This window comes from Pseudomonas putida, assembly GCA_041071465.1.
GTDB lineage: Bacteria > Pseudomonadota > Gammaproteobacteria > Pseudomonadales > Pseudomonadaceae > Aquipseudomonas > Aquipseudomonas putida_P.
In genome coordinates, this window is record CP163498.1 from 2,977,747 (window position 1) to 2,993,865 (window position 16,119).

At 64.0% G+C, this 16,119-nt stretch carries 12 protein-coding genes, 1 tRNA gene and 4 pseudogenes; 10 read left to right on the forward strand and 7 right to left on the reverse strand.

The features are described from left to right. Nucleotides 1–4 precede the first annotated feature (4 nt). A complete protein-coding gene (locus AB5975_13820) occupies nt 5–619 on the forward strand; it encodes a LysE family translocator (GenBank protein ID XDR22769.1) in 615 nt (204 codons plus the stop codon). A gap of 107 nt (nt 620–726) precedes the next feature. After that, complete coding sequence (locus tag AB5975_13825) at nt 727–1,011, forward strand: FecR/PupR family sigma factor regulator (protein XDR22770.1); 285 nt, start codon at nt 727–729, stop codon at nt 1,009–1,011. Between the two features lie 89 nt (nt 1,012–1,100). Here the strand turns inward: AB5975_13825 and AB5975_13830 are convergent. Both AB5975_13830 and AB5975_13835 read right to left on the reverse strand, forming a co-directional pair. Further along, a tRNA-Met gene (locus tag AB5975_13830) sits at nt 1,101–1,176 on the reverse strand. A 95-nt stretch (nt 1,177–1,271) separates the two neighbouring features. After that, nucleotides 1,272–2,204, reverse strand: a complete 933-nt coding sequence (locus AB5975_13835; protein ID XDR22771.1) for a FecR domain-containing protein — start codon at nt 2,202–2,204, stop codon at nt 1,272–1,274. A gap of 184 nt (nt 2,205–2,388) precedes the next feature. On the opposite strand from AB5975_13835, the gene AB5975_13840 reads away from it, so the two are divergent. The 3 genes from AB5975_13840 (at nt 2,389) to AB5975_13850 (ending at nt 5,082) form a co-directional block, all read left to right on the forward strand. Next, the gene (locus tag AB5975_13840; protein XDR22772.1) at nt 2,389–3,603 is read left to right on the forward strand and encodes an MFS transporter; all 1,215 of its coding nucleotides are present in this window, start codon (nt 2,389–2,391) and stop codon (nt 3,601–3,603) included. Nucleotides 3,604–3,703: 100 nt separating this feature from the next. Then, complete coding sequence (locus tag AB5975_13845; protein ID XDR22773.1) at nt 3,704–3,841, forward strand: hypothetical protein; 138 nt, start codon at nt 3,704–3,706, stop codon at nt 3,839–3,841. An 83-nt stretch (nt 3,842–3,924) separates the two neighbouring features. Further along, nucleotides 3,925–5,082 carry an MFS transporter gene (locus tag AB5975_13850; GenBank protein ID XDR22774.1) on the forward strand — a complete coding sequence of 386 codons (1,158 nt, stop codon included), beginning with the start codon at nt 3,925–3,927 and terminating at the stop codon, nt 5,080–5,082. 6 nt (nt 5,083–5,088) lie between these two features. Here the strand turns inward: AB5975_13850 and AB5975_13855 are convergent, their stop codons facing one another. After that, the gene (locus AB5975_13855; GenBank protein XDR22775.1) at nt 5,089–6,045 is read right to left on the reverse strand and encodes a FecR domain-containing protein; all 957 of its coding nucleotides are present in this window, start codon (nt 6,043–6,045) and stop codon (nt 5,089–5,091) included. After that, on the reverse strand, nt 6,032–6,547 hold the full coding sequence (locus AB5975_13860; protein XDR22776.1) for a sigma-70 family RNA polymerase sigma factor: 516 nt from the start codon (nt 6,545–6,547) through the stop codon (nt 6,032–6,034). The genes AB5975_13855 and AB5975_13860 overlap by 14 nt, the downstream gene beginning before the upstream one ends. Before the next feature lie 171 nt (nt 6,548–6,718). Here AB5975_13860 and AB5975_13865 point away from each other — a divergent pair, with 171 nt between their 5' ends. The 3 genes and pseudogenes from AB5975_13865 to AB5975_13875 all read left to right on the forward strand — a co-directional run bounded on the left by AB5975_13865 (nt 6,719) and on the right by AB5975_13875 (nt 10,934). Beyond that, nucleotides 6,719–7,345: a DNA-3-methyladenine glycosylase gene (locus AB5975_13865; protein ID XDR22777.1), complete on the forward strand. Its 627-nt coding sequence runs from the start codon at nt 6,719–6,721 to the stop codon at nt 7,343–7,345. 70 nt (nt 7,346–7,415) lie between these two features. Next, nucleotides 7,416–8,468 (forward strand): bifunctional DNA-binding transcriptional regulator/O6-methylguanine-DNA methyltransferase Ada, encoded by a 1,053-nt coding sequence (gene ada, locus AB5975_13870; protein XDR22778.1) that lies wholly within the window; start codon nt 7,416–7,418, stop codon nt 8,466–8,468. Nucleotides 8,469–8,524: 56 nt separating this feature from the next. Next, a pseudogene (locus AB5975_13875) lies at nt 8,525–10,934 on the forward strand (DUF3772 domain-containing protein). 106 nt (nt 10,935–11,040) lie between these two features. Here the strand turns inward: AB5975_13875 and AB5975_13880 are convergent. The 3 genes and pseudogenes from AB5975_13880 to AB5975_13890 all read right to left on the reverse strand — a co-directional run bounded on the left by AB5975_13880 (nt 11,041) and on the right by AB5975_13890 (nt 14,463). Continuing rightward, nucleotides 11,041–12,470, reverse strand: a pseudogene (locus tag AB5975_13880) (aldehyde dehydrogenase family protein). A 13-nt stretch (nt 12,471–12,483) separates the two neighbouring features. Next, a pseudogene (locus AB5975_13885) lies at nt 12,484–13,982 on the reverse strand (cytosine permease). Between the two features lie 91 nt (nt 13,983–14,073). Then, entirely contained in the window at nt 14,074–14,463 is a 390-nt protein-coding gene (locus tag AB5975_13890) for a nuclear transport factor 2 family protein (protein ID XDR22779.1), read from the reverse strand. 200 nt (nt 14,464–14,663) lie between these two features. On the opposite strand from AB5975_13890, the pseudogene AB5975_13895 reads away from it, so the two are divergent. Then, a pseudogene (locus AB5975_13895) lies at nt 14,664–15,166 on the forward strand (sigma-70 family RNA polymerase sigma factor). Further along, on the forward strand, nt 15,163–16,107 hold the full coding sequence (locus AB5975_13900) for a FecR domain-containing protein (GenBank protein XDR22780.1): 945 nt from the start codon (nt 15,163–15,165) through the stop codon (nt 16,105–16,107). The pseudogene AB5975_13895 and the gene AB5975_13900 overlap by 4 nt, the downstream one beginning before the upstream one ends. Nucleotides 16,108–16,119 lie beyond the last annotated feature (12 nt).

Consider the following 16,119-nt stretch of genomic DNA (forward strand, 5'->3'; position numbering starts at 1 on the left):
CAGCATGACCGAACTAATTGCCGTCGCCTTGTTTACCCTGCTCGCCGTCATCAGTCCTGGCGCCGACTTCGCCATGGTCACTCGCAGCAGTTATGCACAGGGCCGCAAGGCCGGGCTGGCCGCCGCAATGGGTATCGCCCTGGGGGTACAAGTGCACGTGCTGTATACGGTCTTGGGCATTGCCGTGGTTATCAGCCAGAGCCCGGCGCTGTTCCTGGGCATGAAAGTACTGGGCGCGGGCTATCTGGTTTACCTGGGCTACAAATCGCTTACCAATACTCAACGCATCAGCCTTGAGGGGGGCGGTCAATCGGCCGCCAGCATGGTGCAAGCGCTGCGCACCGGCTTTCTGACCAACGCCCTCAACCCCAAGACCATGTTATTCGTCATCAGCGCCTTCACCCAGGTGGTGCAACCTGGTAGCCCATTGAAGCAGGCATTCGCCTACGGCGCATTCATGTCCTTTGCCCATTGGCTTTGGTTCAGCCTGGTCGCAGTGTTTTTCTCCAGCACAGCATTGCGCAAGGCAATGATCGACCGTCAGGTGCTGGTGGACCGCGTCATTGGGCTGGCGTTGATCGGGCTTGGCCTGGCAGTGGCGGTGGCCGGTATCCGTTGAGCGGGGATGATTGCATGTTGGGGTGATGGCCATTTAGAATAGAATCATTCCCATTTGCGAAGCTTCGCGATGATACCAACCCCATCTGCCGCCGCTGAGGCCTGTCTGTGAGCCCGGAAATCCTTCACGAAGCTGCCGAATGGCTGGTGCGTCTGGAGGGCCAGCCGAGTGGGCGCGACCGTGAGGCGTTCCGTGCCTGGTTAGCGCAGGACAGTGAGCATCTGGAAGCATTCCAGCGCATGCATGAAACTCTGGGCCCCATGCAAGTGCTCAAGCAGGCGCCTGCATGCAGCGCGCAACTGAGCTGCAATCAGCAGCGCCTTTCGAGCCGGGGGCTGAAGGCACTGGCCTTGATCGTGGCCGTGGTATTGGCGCTGTCATTGGCGCTGTAGCTGCAGCAGGGGCCAGCCTATCGCCAGGCGACAACTTTTTCGTAGGCAAAGAAAAAGGGCTTACCTTGCGGTAAGCCCTTCGTCTTGTTTGGTGGCTACACAGGGACTTGAACCCCGGACCCAGCATTATGAATGCTATGCTCTAACCAACTGAGCTATGTAGCCGATGGCGCGCATTATTCTCTTGAACGGCCCCCCTGTCAACACTCATTTCAAAAAAAATTTGCACGCTTTCAAAAACTTAGCAGCCAGCCCCTGTTTCAGCGCACCACAAGCCAGTGTCCCAGCACGCCCTGCAGTTGCAGATGCTGGGCGTCAGCCAGGGATTGCAGGCTTTCGCCAGGCCGGTCGAGATTGAAATCGCCGCTCACGCGTCGATGCGCCACTTGTTCATCCATCATCCACAGACGCTGCCCTTGGTAACCGGCAAGGCGTTCCAGCACTTGCCCCAAAGGCATGTCGGTGGCTTTCAGGCGACCGCTGCGCCAGCTGTCGGCGGTCTTCAGGTCGGCCTTCTGCACCGGGTCGATGCGCATGCCATCGAAGGTCACCCGCTCACCCGCCGAGACCATGCGCTGCTCACCGCCCTGGGTGACCATGGCCTTGCCACTGAGTACCACGAGTTCGTCACGCCCGGCATGGCGGGCTACCTGCAGGCGGGTGCCGTACACCTGGATGCGGGCGTTGCCGACTTCTACCTCCATGGCTCGCCCGTCGAGCATCACTTCCATGAACACCTGGCCCTGCACCAGGTGCAGCAGGCGGGTGCGCCCGCGCAGGTCGACGTTCATCGCGCTGGCGCTGTCCAGGTTCAATGTCGTGCCATCTGCCAGGCGCGTGCTGCGGCGCTCGCCCACATCGGTGTGCAGCTCACTGGCCAGGCGTTGCATCAGCGGCCAGTACAGGTAGGCTGCGGCGCCCAAACCAAGCAGGAATACAACCGCCAACCATTTGCCCAGGTGGCTGCGCTGCACAGCGACTTGCCGTGGGCGAGGGCGAGCGGGGGGTGGTTGCAGTTGTTGCCAGAACGTTTCCAGCTCGGCATAGGCGTGTGCGTTCTCAGGGGCTTGGCACCAGGCCGCGAATGCCTGGCGCTGGGTGTCGTCGCAACCGGGCTGGCGCAGCAACGAAAACCACTCCAGCGCTTCCTGCTGTGGGTCGGGCTGCAGTTGCTTGGCGGGCATCGGGCTCATGGGTTCGGTCTGCTCACGATAGGGGCCGTTTCGCCCAACGATGACAGGGATAATGAGCCAAGGATGCTAATTATATTGAGAACCATTTTCAAGTACGTTGCGACAGAGGGATAAAAAAGGTAGCTATGTATCTATTTGTTTCCCGATAATCGGATCCCAAACCTGAGGACGGAGATTTAGGCAAATGGCCACCAGTAGTGCCTCCACCGCATCCACCGCTGCAACGGCCAACCAGGCCACACCGCTGGTGATGCGCATCATCGGTTTCTGTGCCTTGGCGCACTTGATTAACGACCTGATCCAGTCGGTACTGCCGGCGATCTACCCCATGCTCAAGGCCAACTACGACCTGAGCTTCGCCCAGATTGGCATGATCACCCTGACATTCCAGATCACCGCCTCGCTGTTGCAGCCCTGGGTCGGCTTCTTCACCGACCGCCGACCGACGCCCAACCTGCTGCCCCTAGGCACCCTGTGCACACTGGTGGGCATCGTGATGCTGGCCTTCGTCGGCAGTTTCCCGATGATCTTGCTGGCGTCGGCGCTGGTGGGCATCGGCTCGTCGACCTTCCACCCGGAAACCTCGCGTATCGCGCGGTTGGCTTCGGGTGGGCGTTTCGGCCTGGCCCAGTCGACTTTCCAAGTGGGCGGCAACACCGGTTCAGCACTGGGCCCGCTGCTGGCGGCGGCCATCGTCATTCCGTTCGGTCAGACCCACGTGGCCTGGTTCGGCCTGGCGGGGCTATTCTTCCTCGGTGTCACCCTGATGCTGCGCGGCTGGTACAAGGAGCACCTCAACCAGGCCAAGGCGCGCAAGGCGGTGCAAGCCACCCACGGCATTTCGCGCAATCGGGTGATCGCGGCGCTGATCGTGCTGGGCCTGTTGGTGTTCTCCAAGTACTTCTACATGGCCAGCTTCACGAGCTACTTCACCTTCTACCTGATCGAGAAGTTCGGTGTATCGGTGGCCAGCTCGCAGCTGCACCTGTTCCTGTTCCTCGGCGCGGTAGCAGCGGGCACCTTCTTTGGCGGGCCGATCGGTGACCGTATCGGGCGCAAGGCGGTGATCTGGTTCTCGATCCTGGGCGTGGCGCCGTTCACCTTGGCGCTGCCGTATGCCGACCTGTTCTGGACCACGGTACTGAGCGTGGTGATCGGTTTTATCCTGGCGTCGGCGTTCTCGGCCATCGTGGTGTATGCGCAGGAACTGGTACCGGGCAGTGTGGGCATGATTGCCGGGATCTTCTTCGGCTTGATGTTCGGCTTTGGCGGCATTGGCGCGGCGCTGTTGGGGTATGTGGCAGACCTGCGCGGTATCGAGTATGTGTACGGGCTGTGCTCGTTCCTGCCATTGTTCGGGCTACTGGCGGTGTTGTTGCCGAGCACCGGTAAGCGCTGATGCAAGCGGGGCTGCAAAGCAGCCCCGACGATTGACGATTGGGCACCCTTGGCCTAGAGTGCCGCCTCTTTTTCCAACCACCTGCGTAGTAGCCAAAGCAATGTGCCGTACCCAATCCCTGCCCAGCGCCCGCCAGCCTGCCTTCCAGGCCCTGCGTCGTGCATGGCCGAGCGACACGGTACTCAAGCGCCGCCGCAGCGTGCTGTTTGCCTTCACCTTTTCGCCACACCTCGCCTGAACTGATCTGCGCTTTTGCGTCGCTCGCCGCCCCGGCGTGCGCGCCTGTGTCTGCACGTCTTTTCGGTTTGCAAGGAGTGGTACATGAACATGCGTTTACTGGCGGGCCTGTTGTTCGCCGTTTCGGTTGTGGGTTTCAGCCTGGGGGCCAGCTTGCCGCTGGTGTCGTTGCGCCTGCATGAGGCGGGGGCAAGCACCCTGGAAATCGGCATCATCTCGGCCATCCCTGCCGCAGGCATGATGCTCTCGGCGTTTCTGGTCGACGCCTGTTGCCGTCATCTCACCCGGCGCACCATCTATCTGCTGTGTTTCAGCCTGTGCACGGTCAGCATTGCCTTGCTTGAATCGGCGTTCGGCTCGCTGTGGCTGCTGGCGCTGCTACGCCTGGGGCTGGGGCTTGGCATGGGGATCGCCATCATCCTCGGCGAGTCGTGGGTCAACGAACTGTGCCCAGAGCACAACCGCGGCAAGATCATGGCCCTGTACGCCACCAGCTTCACCGGTTTTCAGGTGCTTGGCCCAGCCATGCTGGCAGTGCTGGGCGCAAACAGCCCCTGGATAACGGGTGTCGTCACGGTCTGCTATGGGCTGGCGTTGCTGTGCATCGTGCTGACCGTGCCCAACGACCATGTCGAACACGAAGAGGGCGAAAAGAGCTTCGGCCTAGCCGGGTTTTTCCGTGTGGCGCCGGCGTTGTGCATGGCCGTGCTATTCTTCTCGTTCTTCGATGCCGTGGTGCTGTCGCTGCTACCGGTTTACGCCACCAGTCATGGTTTTGCCGTTGGCGTGGCGGCGTTGATGGTGACAGTGGTGTTTGCCGGCGACATGCTGTTCCAGCTGCCGTTGGGCTGGTTGGCCGACCGGGTCGAGCGCACCGGGCTGCACCTCGCGTGCGGGCTGGTGGCGATGGCGATCGGCATCGGCTTGCCTTGGCTGCTGAACCTGACCTGGCTGCTGTGGCCGCTGCTGGTGGTGCTGGGCGCGGTGGCAGGGGGCATCTATACCCTGGCGCTGGTGCTGATCGGGCAGCGCTTCAAGGGCCAGGACCTGGTGACAGCCAATGCCAGCGTGGGCTTGTTGTGGGGCGTGGGCAGCCTGGTGGGGCCGTTGGTCAGTGGGGCAGCCATGAACGTCGCGCCGCATGGCCTGCCCATGGCGCTGGCACTGATGGCCGGGCTGTTCGTGTGCTTTGCCAGGCAGTCGTATCGGCGTGCAGGGCGGATGCGGGCTGTGGCGGAATAATGCCCCTCACGCCGCGCCGATGCTTACCCAGTAGCGGGTCCTGTAGTCGACCCGCACCGGCAGGCTGCGGCTGAGCAACTGCAGGATTTGCTCGGTGTCGGCCAACTGATAGGTGCCTGAGACCTTCAGGCCCGCCACCTCTGGAGCGCAGCGCAACAGGCCCGGGCGGTAGCGGCCGAGTTCGCTGACAAATTCGGCAAGTGGCATTTGTTGCACGCTGAGTACCCCGTCAGTCCAGCCCCAAGGGTCGCTGTGCAGCGCCAACGCCTGGATGCTGCCGTTGGTCCCGACTTGCAAGGTTTCACCTGGCAGCACCTGCCTCGGTGAGGCCGAGGCAGGGAACAGCGTGACTTCACCTCGACGCACCGACAGCAGCAGGCCCTGGCTGTTTTCACGCAGCAACAGTTGGCCATCGACGGTGGTCAGCGGACCGATACGGGTGTCGATGTGGAACGGGCGGTTGTCATTCGGGTTGCTGTCCAGGCTGATTTCGCCCCGTATCAGCTCCAGCTGGCGTTGCTGCGCGCTGAAGTGCAGGTCGATGGCGCTGGCAGTGTTGAGCTGGATACGGCTACCGTCAGTACTTTGCCACTGGCGCCGTTCACCCGTGGCGGTGCTGCTGTCGGCCAGCAGTTGTGGCAGGCCCAGCGGTTCGCGTGCGGCCCAGCCCAGGCTGCCGCCTACGGCCAACAGCCCCAGCAACTTCAGGTGGTCCCGGCGGCTGACGCGTTGGCGCTGGCTACCCTCCAGGGTGCGCCGGCTCAGGTCCTTGGGCAGCCCGGCCAGCTCGTCGCCCAGATGACTGACCCGCTGCCAGGCCAAGGGGTTGTGCGGGTGGCTGCCCAGCCACTGCTGAAACTGCTGCTCGGTACGCGCGCTGGGGCTGTCGAAGCGCAGTTTCACCAACCAGTCGATGGCCTGATCGACCTGCACCTGTGCCGGCGTATCATCAGGCATCGGCATAGCGCAACCGATAGCAGACACCCAGGGCCTTGGCCAGATCGCGCTCGACGGTGGCCCTGGACACCTCCAGGCGTTGGGCGACCTGCACGATGCTCAAACCGTCGAGCTGTGCCAGCAGGAACGCCTGGCGCACGCGCGGCTTCAACTGGTGCAAGGCGCGGTCGAGGCGTTCCAGGCTATCGAGGATGACCAGCCTGTCCTCTTCGCTGGGCACCTCTGCTTCGGGCAGGTTAGCCAGGCTTTCCTGGTAAGCCCGTTCCAGCGCGCGGCGGCGGAACTGGTCGATCATCAAGCCACGGGCGATGCTGCTGAGGTAGGCGCGCGGCTCCTTCAGCGGCGACACCTGGCGGGCGCGCAACACGCGCACGAAGGTATCCTGCGCCAGGTCTGCGGCGTGTTCGCTACAGCCGACCCGGCTGCGCAACCAGCTGCGCAGCCAGGCATGGTGGGACTGGTAGAGCAGAGCGACCTCGGTCGGTTTGAGCGTGTCGTTGAACTGCATCGTAGCGAAGGCCCGGTCCCGTGATGTGTGCGATTGTGAATAGTTCTCAATTCTATGCGGGGAGAATGGCGCGGAGCAATGGTATGCCAGGAATTAGCCGCGCAAGAACCGGCGTTTGCCCGATGAGCGGCTGCGCTAAGCTGGACCTGCAATCGACTTGACGGAGTTGCCATGATTCTGGCCGACCTTTCCCCCGAGGCCTACCGCGAGGCCACCGCACACCTGGCGTCACTTGACCCGGACTGGTCGCGGCACATTGCGGCGACCGGGCCTTGTCTGCACCAGGCCACCTCGGGACGTGAGCCTTACGAAGCGTTGGTGCGGGCGATTGCCTATCAGCAGCTGCACGCGCGTGCGGCGGAAGCGATCCTGGGGCGGTTGCTGGCTCTGTTTCCGGCGAATGCCTTCCCGCAGCCAGAGCAGTTGCTGGCGGTTACCCCGCAAACCTTGCGGGCCTGCGGCTTCTCGGCGAGCAAGTTGGCGACGATCCAGGGTATCGCTCAAGCCAGTCTGGAGGGCTTGGTGCCGACGCGGGAGCAGGCGTTGGCCATGGCCGACGAGGCCTTGATCGAACGCCTGGTGGCGCTGCGTGGGGTAGGGCGATGGACGGTCGAGATGCTGCTGATCTATAGCCTTGAGCGATCGGACATTTTGCCAGTGGACGATTTTGGTGTGCGTGAAGGGTACCGGCGGCTCAAGGGGCTGGAGAAGGCGCCGACACCGGCGCAGATGCGCTCGCTGGGGGGCGCTTGGCGGCCGTTTCGTACGGTGGCGGCCTGGTATCTGTGGCGTGCCTGAGGCTATTGCATTGCCCGTTGCGGCCCTTTCGCGGGCCAGTACAGGCGACAACTTATCTGGATGCTGAACCATGACCCTCTACACCACCCCCGACCAACGCTGGCAAGCTGTCGAGTCCCGCGACGCCACCGCCACAGGCCACTTCGTGTACGCCGTACGCACCACTGGTGTGTACTGCCACCCTGGCTGTAAATCACGCCTGGCCAAACGCACGAACGTCGATTTCTACGACACCCCCGCTGCTGCCGAAGCCGCGGGCTATCGCGCCTGCAAACGCTGTATCGGCAAGGCCAGCACCGCCCGCCATCGCCAGCTGGTCACCCGCGCCTGCCGGCTGATCGAAACCAGCGACCCCGCGCCCAGCCTCGACCAGCTCAGTGCGCAACTGGCCGTCAGCCCCTTCCACCTGCACCGGCTGTTCAAGGCCGAAACCGGCGTTACCCCCAAAGCCTACGCCACGGCCTTCCGCGCCCGTCGCTTGCGCGCGCACCTGGAAGACGGCCAGCGCTCGGTCACCGATGCCATCTACGACGCCGGCTACAACTCCAACAGCCGCTTCTACGAAAGCGCCGACCAGCGCCTGGGCATGCGCCCACGGCAGTACCGCGCCGGCGGTGCCGGGGCTACCCTCCATTTTGCCTTGGGGCAGTGCTCGCTGGGCGCGATTCTGGTGGCCCAGAGCGACAAGGGCATATGCGCGATCCTGCTGGGTGACGACCCCGAAGCCTTGTTGAACGCCTTGCAGGACCAGTTCCCCAAGGCTCACCTGATAGGCGGTGACAGCGCCTACGAACGGCTGGTCGCCGAAGTGATCGGTTTCGTCGAGGCCCCGGCGCTGGGCCTGGCCCTGCCGCTGGATGTGCAAGGCACCGCGTTTCAGGAGCGAGTGTGGCAGGCCCTGCGCGAGGTGCCGGCCGGCAGCCGGGTCAGCTACACCGACATTGCCGAGCGCATTGGCGCGCCCAAGGCCGTGCGTGCAGTGGCCATGGCCTGCGCGGCCAACCCCATTGCCGTGGCCATCCCCTGCCACCGCGTGGTGCGCCGGGATGGCGACATCAGCGGCTACCGCTGGGGCGTGGAGCGCAAAGAGCAATTGCTGAAGCGAGAGACGGCACTCTCCTGATTGCCAGAAGCCGCGTAGAATCCCCCGCCAAATCGAATTGTAAAGAGGAATATTCGATGAGGCGTGTCAGCCTTGCCCGTAGTTGCCCAGGCCTGATGGCCCTGCTGGCCTTTATGCTGGTGCTCGCCAGCCCGGCGTGGTCGGCCCCGGCCACGCCATTGTCCAATTTGGCGGCTGCCGAAGCGCCAGCACTGGACGAAAACGCCAGCCTTGAACAGCTGAACGACCGCCTGGACCAGATCCGTCAGGGCGTCACCAGCGAGGCCAACGACGACCTGCTGTCGCAACTGCGTCTTGCAGCCATGCAGGTTCAGCGTCAGGCCGATGCATTGAGTGCACAGCGCACTGCCGATGTGGGAAAACTCGACGACAAGCTGAAGGTCATCGGCCCGGCCCAGCCGGACGAGGCACTCACTCTGACCCAGCAGCGCAAAGCGCTGGAGGCTGAGAAAAAGGCGCTGGTAGCCCAGCAGGACCAGGCCATCAAGCTGACCCAGTCGGCCCGCGACCTGTCCACGCAAATCGTCAACCTGCGCCGCAGCCAGTTCAACTCGCAGATCACCAGCCGTGCCGCTTCGCCACTGAGCCCGGCGTTCTGGCAGAGCATCATCCGCCCCACCCAGGACGACGTGGCGCGCCTGCGCGACCTGCGCGGCGAGGCAGCCGATGCCATCAACAGCGCCTTCAGCGCCGATCACCGCTGGCTGTTCATTACCAGCCTGGTGGCGGCGATTCTGGTATGGACCTTGGTGCGCCGCGTGCTCGAGCGCTTGCTGGCCAGTGCCATGGTCGGCTGGCTGCCCGAAGGGCGCCTGCGCCGCAGCGCTTTGGCCCTTGGTGTCAGCCTGGCAACCTTGGGTACCATCGCCGGTTCTGTTTCGTTGCTGCGCTGGGGGCTGGAAAGCAGTGCAGAGTTGGGTTCGGATATCGCCAGCCTGACCAACCACATTCTCGCCCTGGTCGTGTTCAGTGCCTTCATTACCGGCCTGGGCCGCGCCATGCTGATGCTGCAGCGGCCGTCCTGGCGGCTGCCGCCGATCCATGACGAAGTTGCCAGCGCGCTGGGCTGGTTCCCGAAGGTACTGGCATTGGCCCTGATGGTCATGATGACCATGGAGCGCATGAACAGTGTGATCGGCGCCAGCCTGGCGCTGACGGTGGCCGTCAACGGGCTGACCGCACTGGTAGTGGCGTTCATCTTTGCCGGCGCGTTGCTGCGTTATCGCCACACCCTGCGCAAGCATGAACTGGAGCGCCCGACGGGCCTGGCTGGGCTGATCCCGTTCGTGATGGTCATCTGGCTGGCGTTGATCCTGCTGGCACTGCACCGGCTACCTGACGCTTGCCTATTTCCTCACTGCCAAGTTGCTGTGGGTCAGCCTGGTGGTCACTTGTGCCTACTTGCTGACCACCTTCTTCGGCGACCTGTGCGAAACCCTGCTGTCGCCACGCCAGCCCGGAGGCCTGGCGCTGGCCTCGACCCTGGGCCTGGCACCTCGTCACCAGGCGCAAGCCAGCACCATCCTGGCTGGCATCGGCCGCACCATCGTGCTGTTCCTGGCGCTGTTGCTGGTGTTGATGCCATCGGGCACCAGCCCCAGCGAACTGCTGCTGAGCCTGGGCGATTGGGACGGCACCGGCGGCAAGCTGCTCGGCAACCTGAATATCGTGCCGCAGGACATCCTGCTGGCCCTGGCGATTTTCTTGGGTGGCCTGTTCGCCATCCGTGTGGTCAAGCGCTGGCTGAGCGATCGCCTGCTGCCGGAAACCGACATGGACGCCGGCATGCGGGCCTCGCTGGTGACCCTGGTGGGTTACCTGGGTTTCCTGTTCCTGGCCATGCTGGTGATGTCGACCTTGCGCATCAATCTCACCAGCCTGACCTGGGTGGTCAGTGCGCTGTCGGTCGGTATCGGTTTCGGCCTGCAGCAGATTGTGCAGAACTTTATCTCCGGCCTGATCCTGTTGACCGAGCGCCCGGTGAAGGTGGGTGATTGGGTGAGCCTGGCGGGTGTCGAGGGCGATATCCGCCGCATCAACGTGCGCGCCACCGAAATCCAGATGTCAGACCGTTCAACGGTGATCGTGCCCAACTCGCAGTTCATCTCGCAGAACGTGCGCAACGTGACCATGGGCAATGCGCTGGGTGTGGTCAGCATTACCTTGACACTGCCGCTGGAGACCGATGCCAACCAGGTGCGTGAGCTGCTGCTGGCGGCCTACCACGAGCATGAGGCGATTCTGGATGCGCCGGCTTCTTCGGTGTCGTTCAAGGACCTGACGACCAGTGGCATGGTGATTGGCGTCAGCGGCTACGTGGCCGGGCCGCGGCAGGTGTCAGGCACCCGCAGCGACCTGCTGTTCACCATTCTTGGGCGCCTGCGTGACGAAGGTATTCCCCTGTCTTCGCCACAGAGCATGGTACTGGTGCAAGAGGGTGTGCGCCCCGCTGACGAATCGGTGTGAATGCCGGGGGCTGCTCTGCAGCCCTATCGCGGCACAAGGCCGCTCCCACAGGTACCGCGCATGCTGAAGGGCTGCACACTTGCTGGGGGAGCGGCGCCTTGCGATGTTAGCCGAGGCAGCGCGTCACATGCTTGACCGATTGGTACGCCGACAACCCCCAAGGCCCCAGCTCGCGGCCGATCCCGCTGCCCTTGGTACCGCCCCACGAGGTTTCGACGAACACTGCCTGCACAGAGTTGATCCATACGTGGCCAACCTCCAGCGCATCGGCCACGCGCTCGGCACGCTCCAGGTTAGCGGAGCAGACGGTGGCTACCAGCCCGAAGCGGCTGTCGTTGGCTTCGGCAATCGCCTGTTCTTCTGTCGCAAAGCGCCGTGCGCACAGCACTGGGCCAAATATTTCCTCGGTCCACAGGCGGCTGTCTTTCGGCACGTCGGCATACAGCGTGGGGCTGACGAACCAGCCATCACGGTCCAAAGCCTTGCCGCCGGCCAGGCACTGCAAACCTTCTTCCCGCGCCGTGGCAAAGTAGCTGGCCACCTTCAGCCACTGCGCCTGGCTGGTCAGCGGGCCCATGTCGACCTCTTCGGTCAATGGGTTGCCCACCCGAAGGTTTTCCAGTGCCGCCTGCAAGCGCGGCAACAGCGCATCGGCAATGCCGTCCTGGACCAGCAGCCGTGAAGTGGCCGAACACATCTGCCCGGCGTTCCAGCTGATGCCGGCAACAATCCACTCCACTGCCTGGTCGATGTCGCAATCGTCGAACACCACGATGGCTGACTTGCCGCCCAGCTCCAGTGTCACCGGCCGGCACTGCGCCGACGCGCTACGCATTACCTGGCTGCCGACGCTGTTGCTGCCGGTGAACGACAGCTTGTCCAGGCCGTTATGGTTGCTGAGCGCGGCGCCAGTCTCGGCCTTGCCGTTGACAATGTTCAGCACGCCGGCCGGCAGGCCCAGGGCGTCGGCGAGCTGGCCGTAGGCCTGCTCGATCAGCGGGGTGACCTCCGACGGTTTGAGCACCACGGTGCAGCCGGCAGCCAGGGCCGGGCGAGCTTCCAGGCACTGGTGACCAGCGGGAAGTTCCACGGCACGATCAGGCCGACCACGCCCACCGGCTCCAGGCGGGTACGGGCGGTAAAACCGGGTGCGGCCAGCGGCACGTCACGGTTTTTCGACGGCAGTTGCTCGGCCAGTTCGGCGTAGTAGCCGAAGGTGGCGATGGCGTCATCCAGGTCGATTTCGGCCTCGTGACGGGGTTTGCCGTTGTTGCGCATCTGCAAGGTGATCAGCGCTTCACGGCGCTGCCCGAGCTGTTCGGCAAAGCCACGCAGGAAGGTTGCGCGTTCGCTGGCGCTGGTGTTTTTCCAGGCGGGCAGAGCGCTGCGGGCAGCGGCTACGGCCTGATCGACCTGGGCCACGCTGGCGGCCATCAGTTCGGCGAACGGTTGCCCCAGCGCAGGGTCGTTGACGCTGATGCAGTCGCTGCCCTGGCCTTCGACCCAACGGCCGGCGATATAGTGGGAAGTGGTCATGGTCGGTTTCCAGTCAGGCCATTTCGGCAGTGGTCACAGGCGTGCGCGCGGTGCTTTTGCAGCGCACCCAACGCGGGCCCTGGGGGCCATACACGCCAGCAGGTTCAGGGAACAGGTTGAGCAGCAGCAGGTACAGCACGCCAGCCAGCCCCAGGGTGACCGGCAGGCTCAGGTCGATGCCACCGGCCAGGTCGCCCAGCGGGCCGACGAACTGCCCCGGCAGGTTGACGAAGCACAGGCCGACCGCCGCGCTGGGGATCCACGCCCCCATGCCGCGCCAGTTCCAGCCGTGCAGGAACCAGTAGTGGCCACCACGCTGGCCGCGGGTGAACACCTGCAGGTCATCGGCGTGGTAGAAGCCGCGGCGAGTAATCAGGCCAAGGATCATGATCACCATCCACGGGCTTGTGCAGGTAATGATCAGCACGGCAAAGGTCGACACGCTCTGCACCAGGTTGAAGGTGAAGCGGCCAACGAAGATGAAGCCGATTGCCAGCACGCCGATCAGCAGCGTGGCGCCGGCACGGCTGAGCAAGCGGGGAACACGCTGGACATGTCCAGGCCCGTGCCATACAGCGCGGTGGTGCCGGTGGACATGCCGCCGATCACCGCAATCAGGCACACCGGCAGGAAGAACCAACTTGGCGCTACCGCCAGCAGGCCGCCCACATAGTTGTTGGCGGCGATGTAGTCCGGTGCCTGGGTGGCAACCAGGGTGGCAGTACACAGGCCGAACAGGAACGGAATCAGCGTTGCGCCCTGTGCCGCGATCACTGCCAGCATGATGCGCGCCTTGGGCGTCTCACGCGGGATGTAGCGCGACCAGTCGCCCAGGAAGGCGCCGAACGACACCGGGTTGCTCATGGCCAGGATCGCTGCGCCGACGAACGCCGCCCAGAAGCCTGCCTGGCCAAGGTTGACACTGCCTGCATAACCCGCATCGAACGGGCCGGCAAAGGCGACGATGCCCAACAGGAACAGCAGGCTTGAAGCCCACACGGCAATCTTGTTGACCCACAACATGAAGCGGAAGCCGAAGATGCATACCACCAGTACCAGCACCGCGAACAAGCCGTAGGCCAGGCCCAGGGTCAGGTCGGTTTCCGGCAGGCCGGCCAGGCGCTTGGCTCCGCCGACCAGGGCATCCCCCGAGCTCCAAACCGACAGCGAGAAGAACGCCACCGCCGTGAGCAGTGACAGGAACGAGCCGACGATACGCCCGTGCACGCCAAAGTGCGCGCCTGACGAAACGGCGTTGTTGGTGCCGTTGAGCGCGCCGAACAACCCCATCGGTGCGAGGATCAGTGCACCGACGCCAACGCCAAGCAGAATGGCCCACACACCCGCCTGGAACGACAGCCCGAACAGCACCGGGAAACTGCCCAGCACGGCGGTAGCGAAGGTATTGGCACCGCCGAAGATCAGGCGGAACAGGTCCAGTGGGGAGGCGTCGCGTTGATCGGCGGGGATCTGTTCGACGCCGTTGGTCTCGATACCGGTCGAGTGGCTCATGGTGGTGCTCCAGCGCGGTTGTTGTAGCCTGCGCAGTGCGCGGGCCTTCTTGTGGGTGCGATGGCAGGGCGGCAGTGCCGCGTAAAGGTGATCAGGCCGGCGTTACGACCGACAGGTGCTCGTGACAGGCCAACCACTGGTCGGCCTGGCGGCGAAAGACAATTGTCTCGCGTTCGCTCAAGCGGTGGTCTTCACCGGCGATACGGATATGCGTGGCCACATCGTGCATGAAGATCGCCACGTCACCTTGCAGGCTTACCTGGGCGTTGCTCGACTCGCAGGCGAGCACGGCAAAGCCTTCGGCCTGCCACTGGGCCCAAAGGTCTTCGTAGGCGCGGCGCGACAGCAGCGGCTGCGGCAAGGTGTGGAACAGGAATGTGGCGTCTTCGCTGAAACAGGCGAAATAGCGGGCGGTGTCGTTGCTGGCGAACGCGGCGACGAGGTCGGCGGCGGCTTGGCGCACCTGGAGTGTCTGGTCCACGGGAGTGGCCTCACGGTTTTTGTGATTATGGTGAAGCGATTCTGGTGGTGGTTGGCGAGGGGACAAATCGCTGACGGCAAATAATCAGTTCAGGAATTTGTGAAGTGATGGCCATGGGCAAGTCTCTTGAAATGCGCGCACTTGTAAATAATACTGCTTCCCATTAACACCCTCGCGTAACCCTGCCTCGAGGTACTCCCGTGTCGTCGCTGCCCCACAACGCTCAAGTCGGCGAGCTTTACCGTGGCCATCACTCCTGGCTGCGTGGTTGGCTGTTCAAGCGCCTGGAGTGCCAGCACCAGGCTGCCGACCTGGCCCAGGACACGTTCCTTCGCCTGCTGGGCGTGACACCTTGAATGGCCTGCGCGAGCCACGTGCATTTCTGGCCACCGTCGCCAAGGGGCTGGTGGTGGACCATTACCGCCGGCTGAGCCTGGAACGGGCCTGGCTCGACAGCCTCGCGGCGCTGCCTGAGCCGGAAGCTCCGCCAGCCGAAGCGCGGGTGCTGGTGCTGGAAACTCTGGTGGAAATCGACCGAATGCTCGATGGGCTGAAGCCCAAGGTGCGTAGCGCGTTCCTGCTGTCGCAGCTGGACGGGCTGACTTATCCACAAATTGCCGAACAGCTGGGCCTCTCGCTCAGTTCGGTGCAGCAGTACATGACCCAGGCGTTCGGCCATTGCTACCGGGTGCTGTATTCGTGAGCGCATCGGAACCGACTGAGCAAGTGGTGGCGCAGGCCATCGGCTGGCGCGTGCGCCTGGCCTCGGGGCTGGCCCAGGTCGAAGAACTGGAAGCCTGCCAGCGTTGGCGCGGTTTGCACCCAAGCCATGAGCAGGCCTGGCAACGGCTGGCGGTGTTCGACGGGCGCCTGGGGGCGATGCCGCCACCCCAGGCAAGCCAGGCCCTGCGTTACCGCGATCGACGCACGGTACTCAAAGGGCTGGCGTTGCTATTGGGCGGCTCAGCCGTGGTCGGTAGTGCCAGCCTGGGGATGCGCGGCTCGCCCTGGCTGGCAGGGCAGCGCACTGCCATGGGTGAGCGCAGGCGCCTGCAACTGCCGGATGGCGGCTGGCTGCAGATGAACAGTGGTAGCGCGTTGGACCTGGCATTCGACAGCCAGCAGCGGCGTATAAATCTGCTGGCTGGCGAGGTGATGATCCAGACCGGCAAGCAAGGGGCCGAACGGCCATTCTGGGTTGAAACCCCCTTGGGGACCTTGCAGGCACTCGGGACCGGTTTCTCGGTGCGGCTGAATGACGAGAGTGCGTTGCTGGCCGTGGAGGAGGGGGCCGTTGCGGTGCGGCCGGGTACCTTGCTGCAATCTGCAGCCGTTATACGCGCGGGGGAGCAGGTGCGTTTCAACCGGCAAAGGGTATTTGCGACCCAGCCATTGGACCGTGACGCACTGGCTTGGCGCGACGGGTATCTGGTCGTTCGGCAGTGGCCTTTGGCCCGCCTGTGTGCCGAGCTCGGGCGTTATCGCAACGGGGTGTTGCGCTGTGACCCTGCGGTAGCGGACTTGCTGATTTCCGGGGTGTTTCCGCTGGACGAGCCGGACCGGGCGCTGGCGGCATTGGGCCGTACTTTGCCTGTGCGAACGCGGTACTTGACCCGCTGGTGGGTGACCCTGGAGCCGGCCTGACAAAGCGCGTGA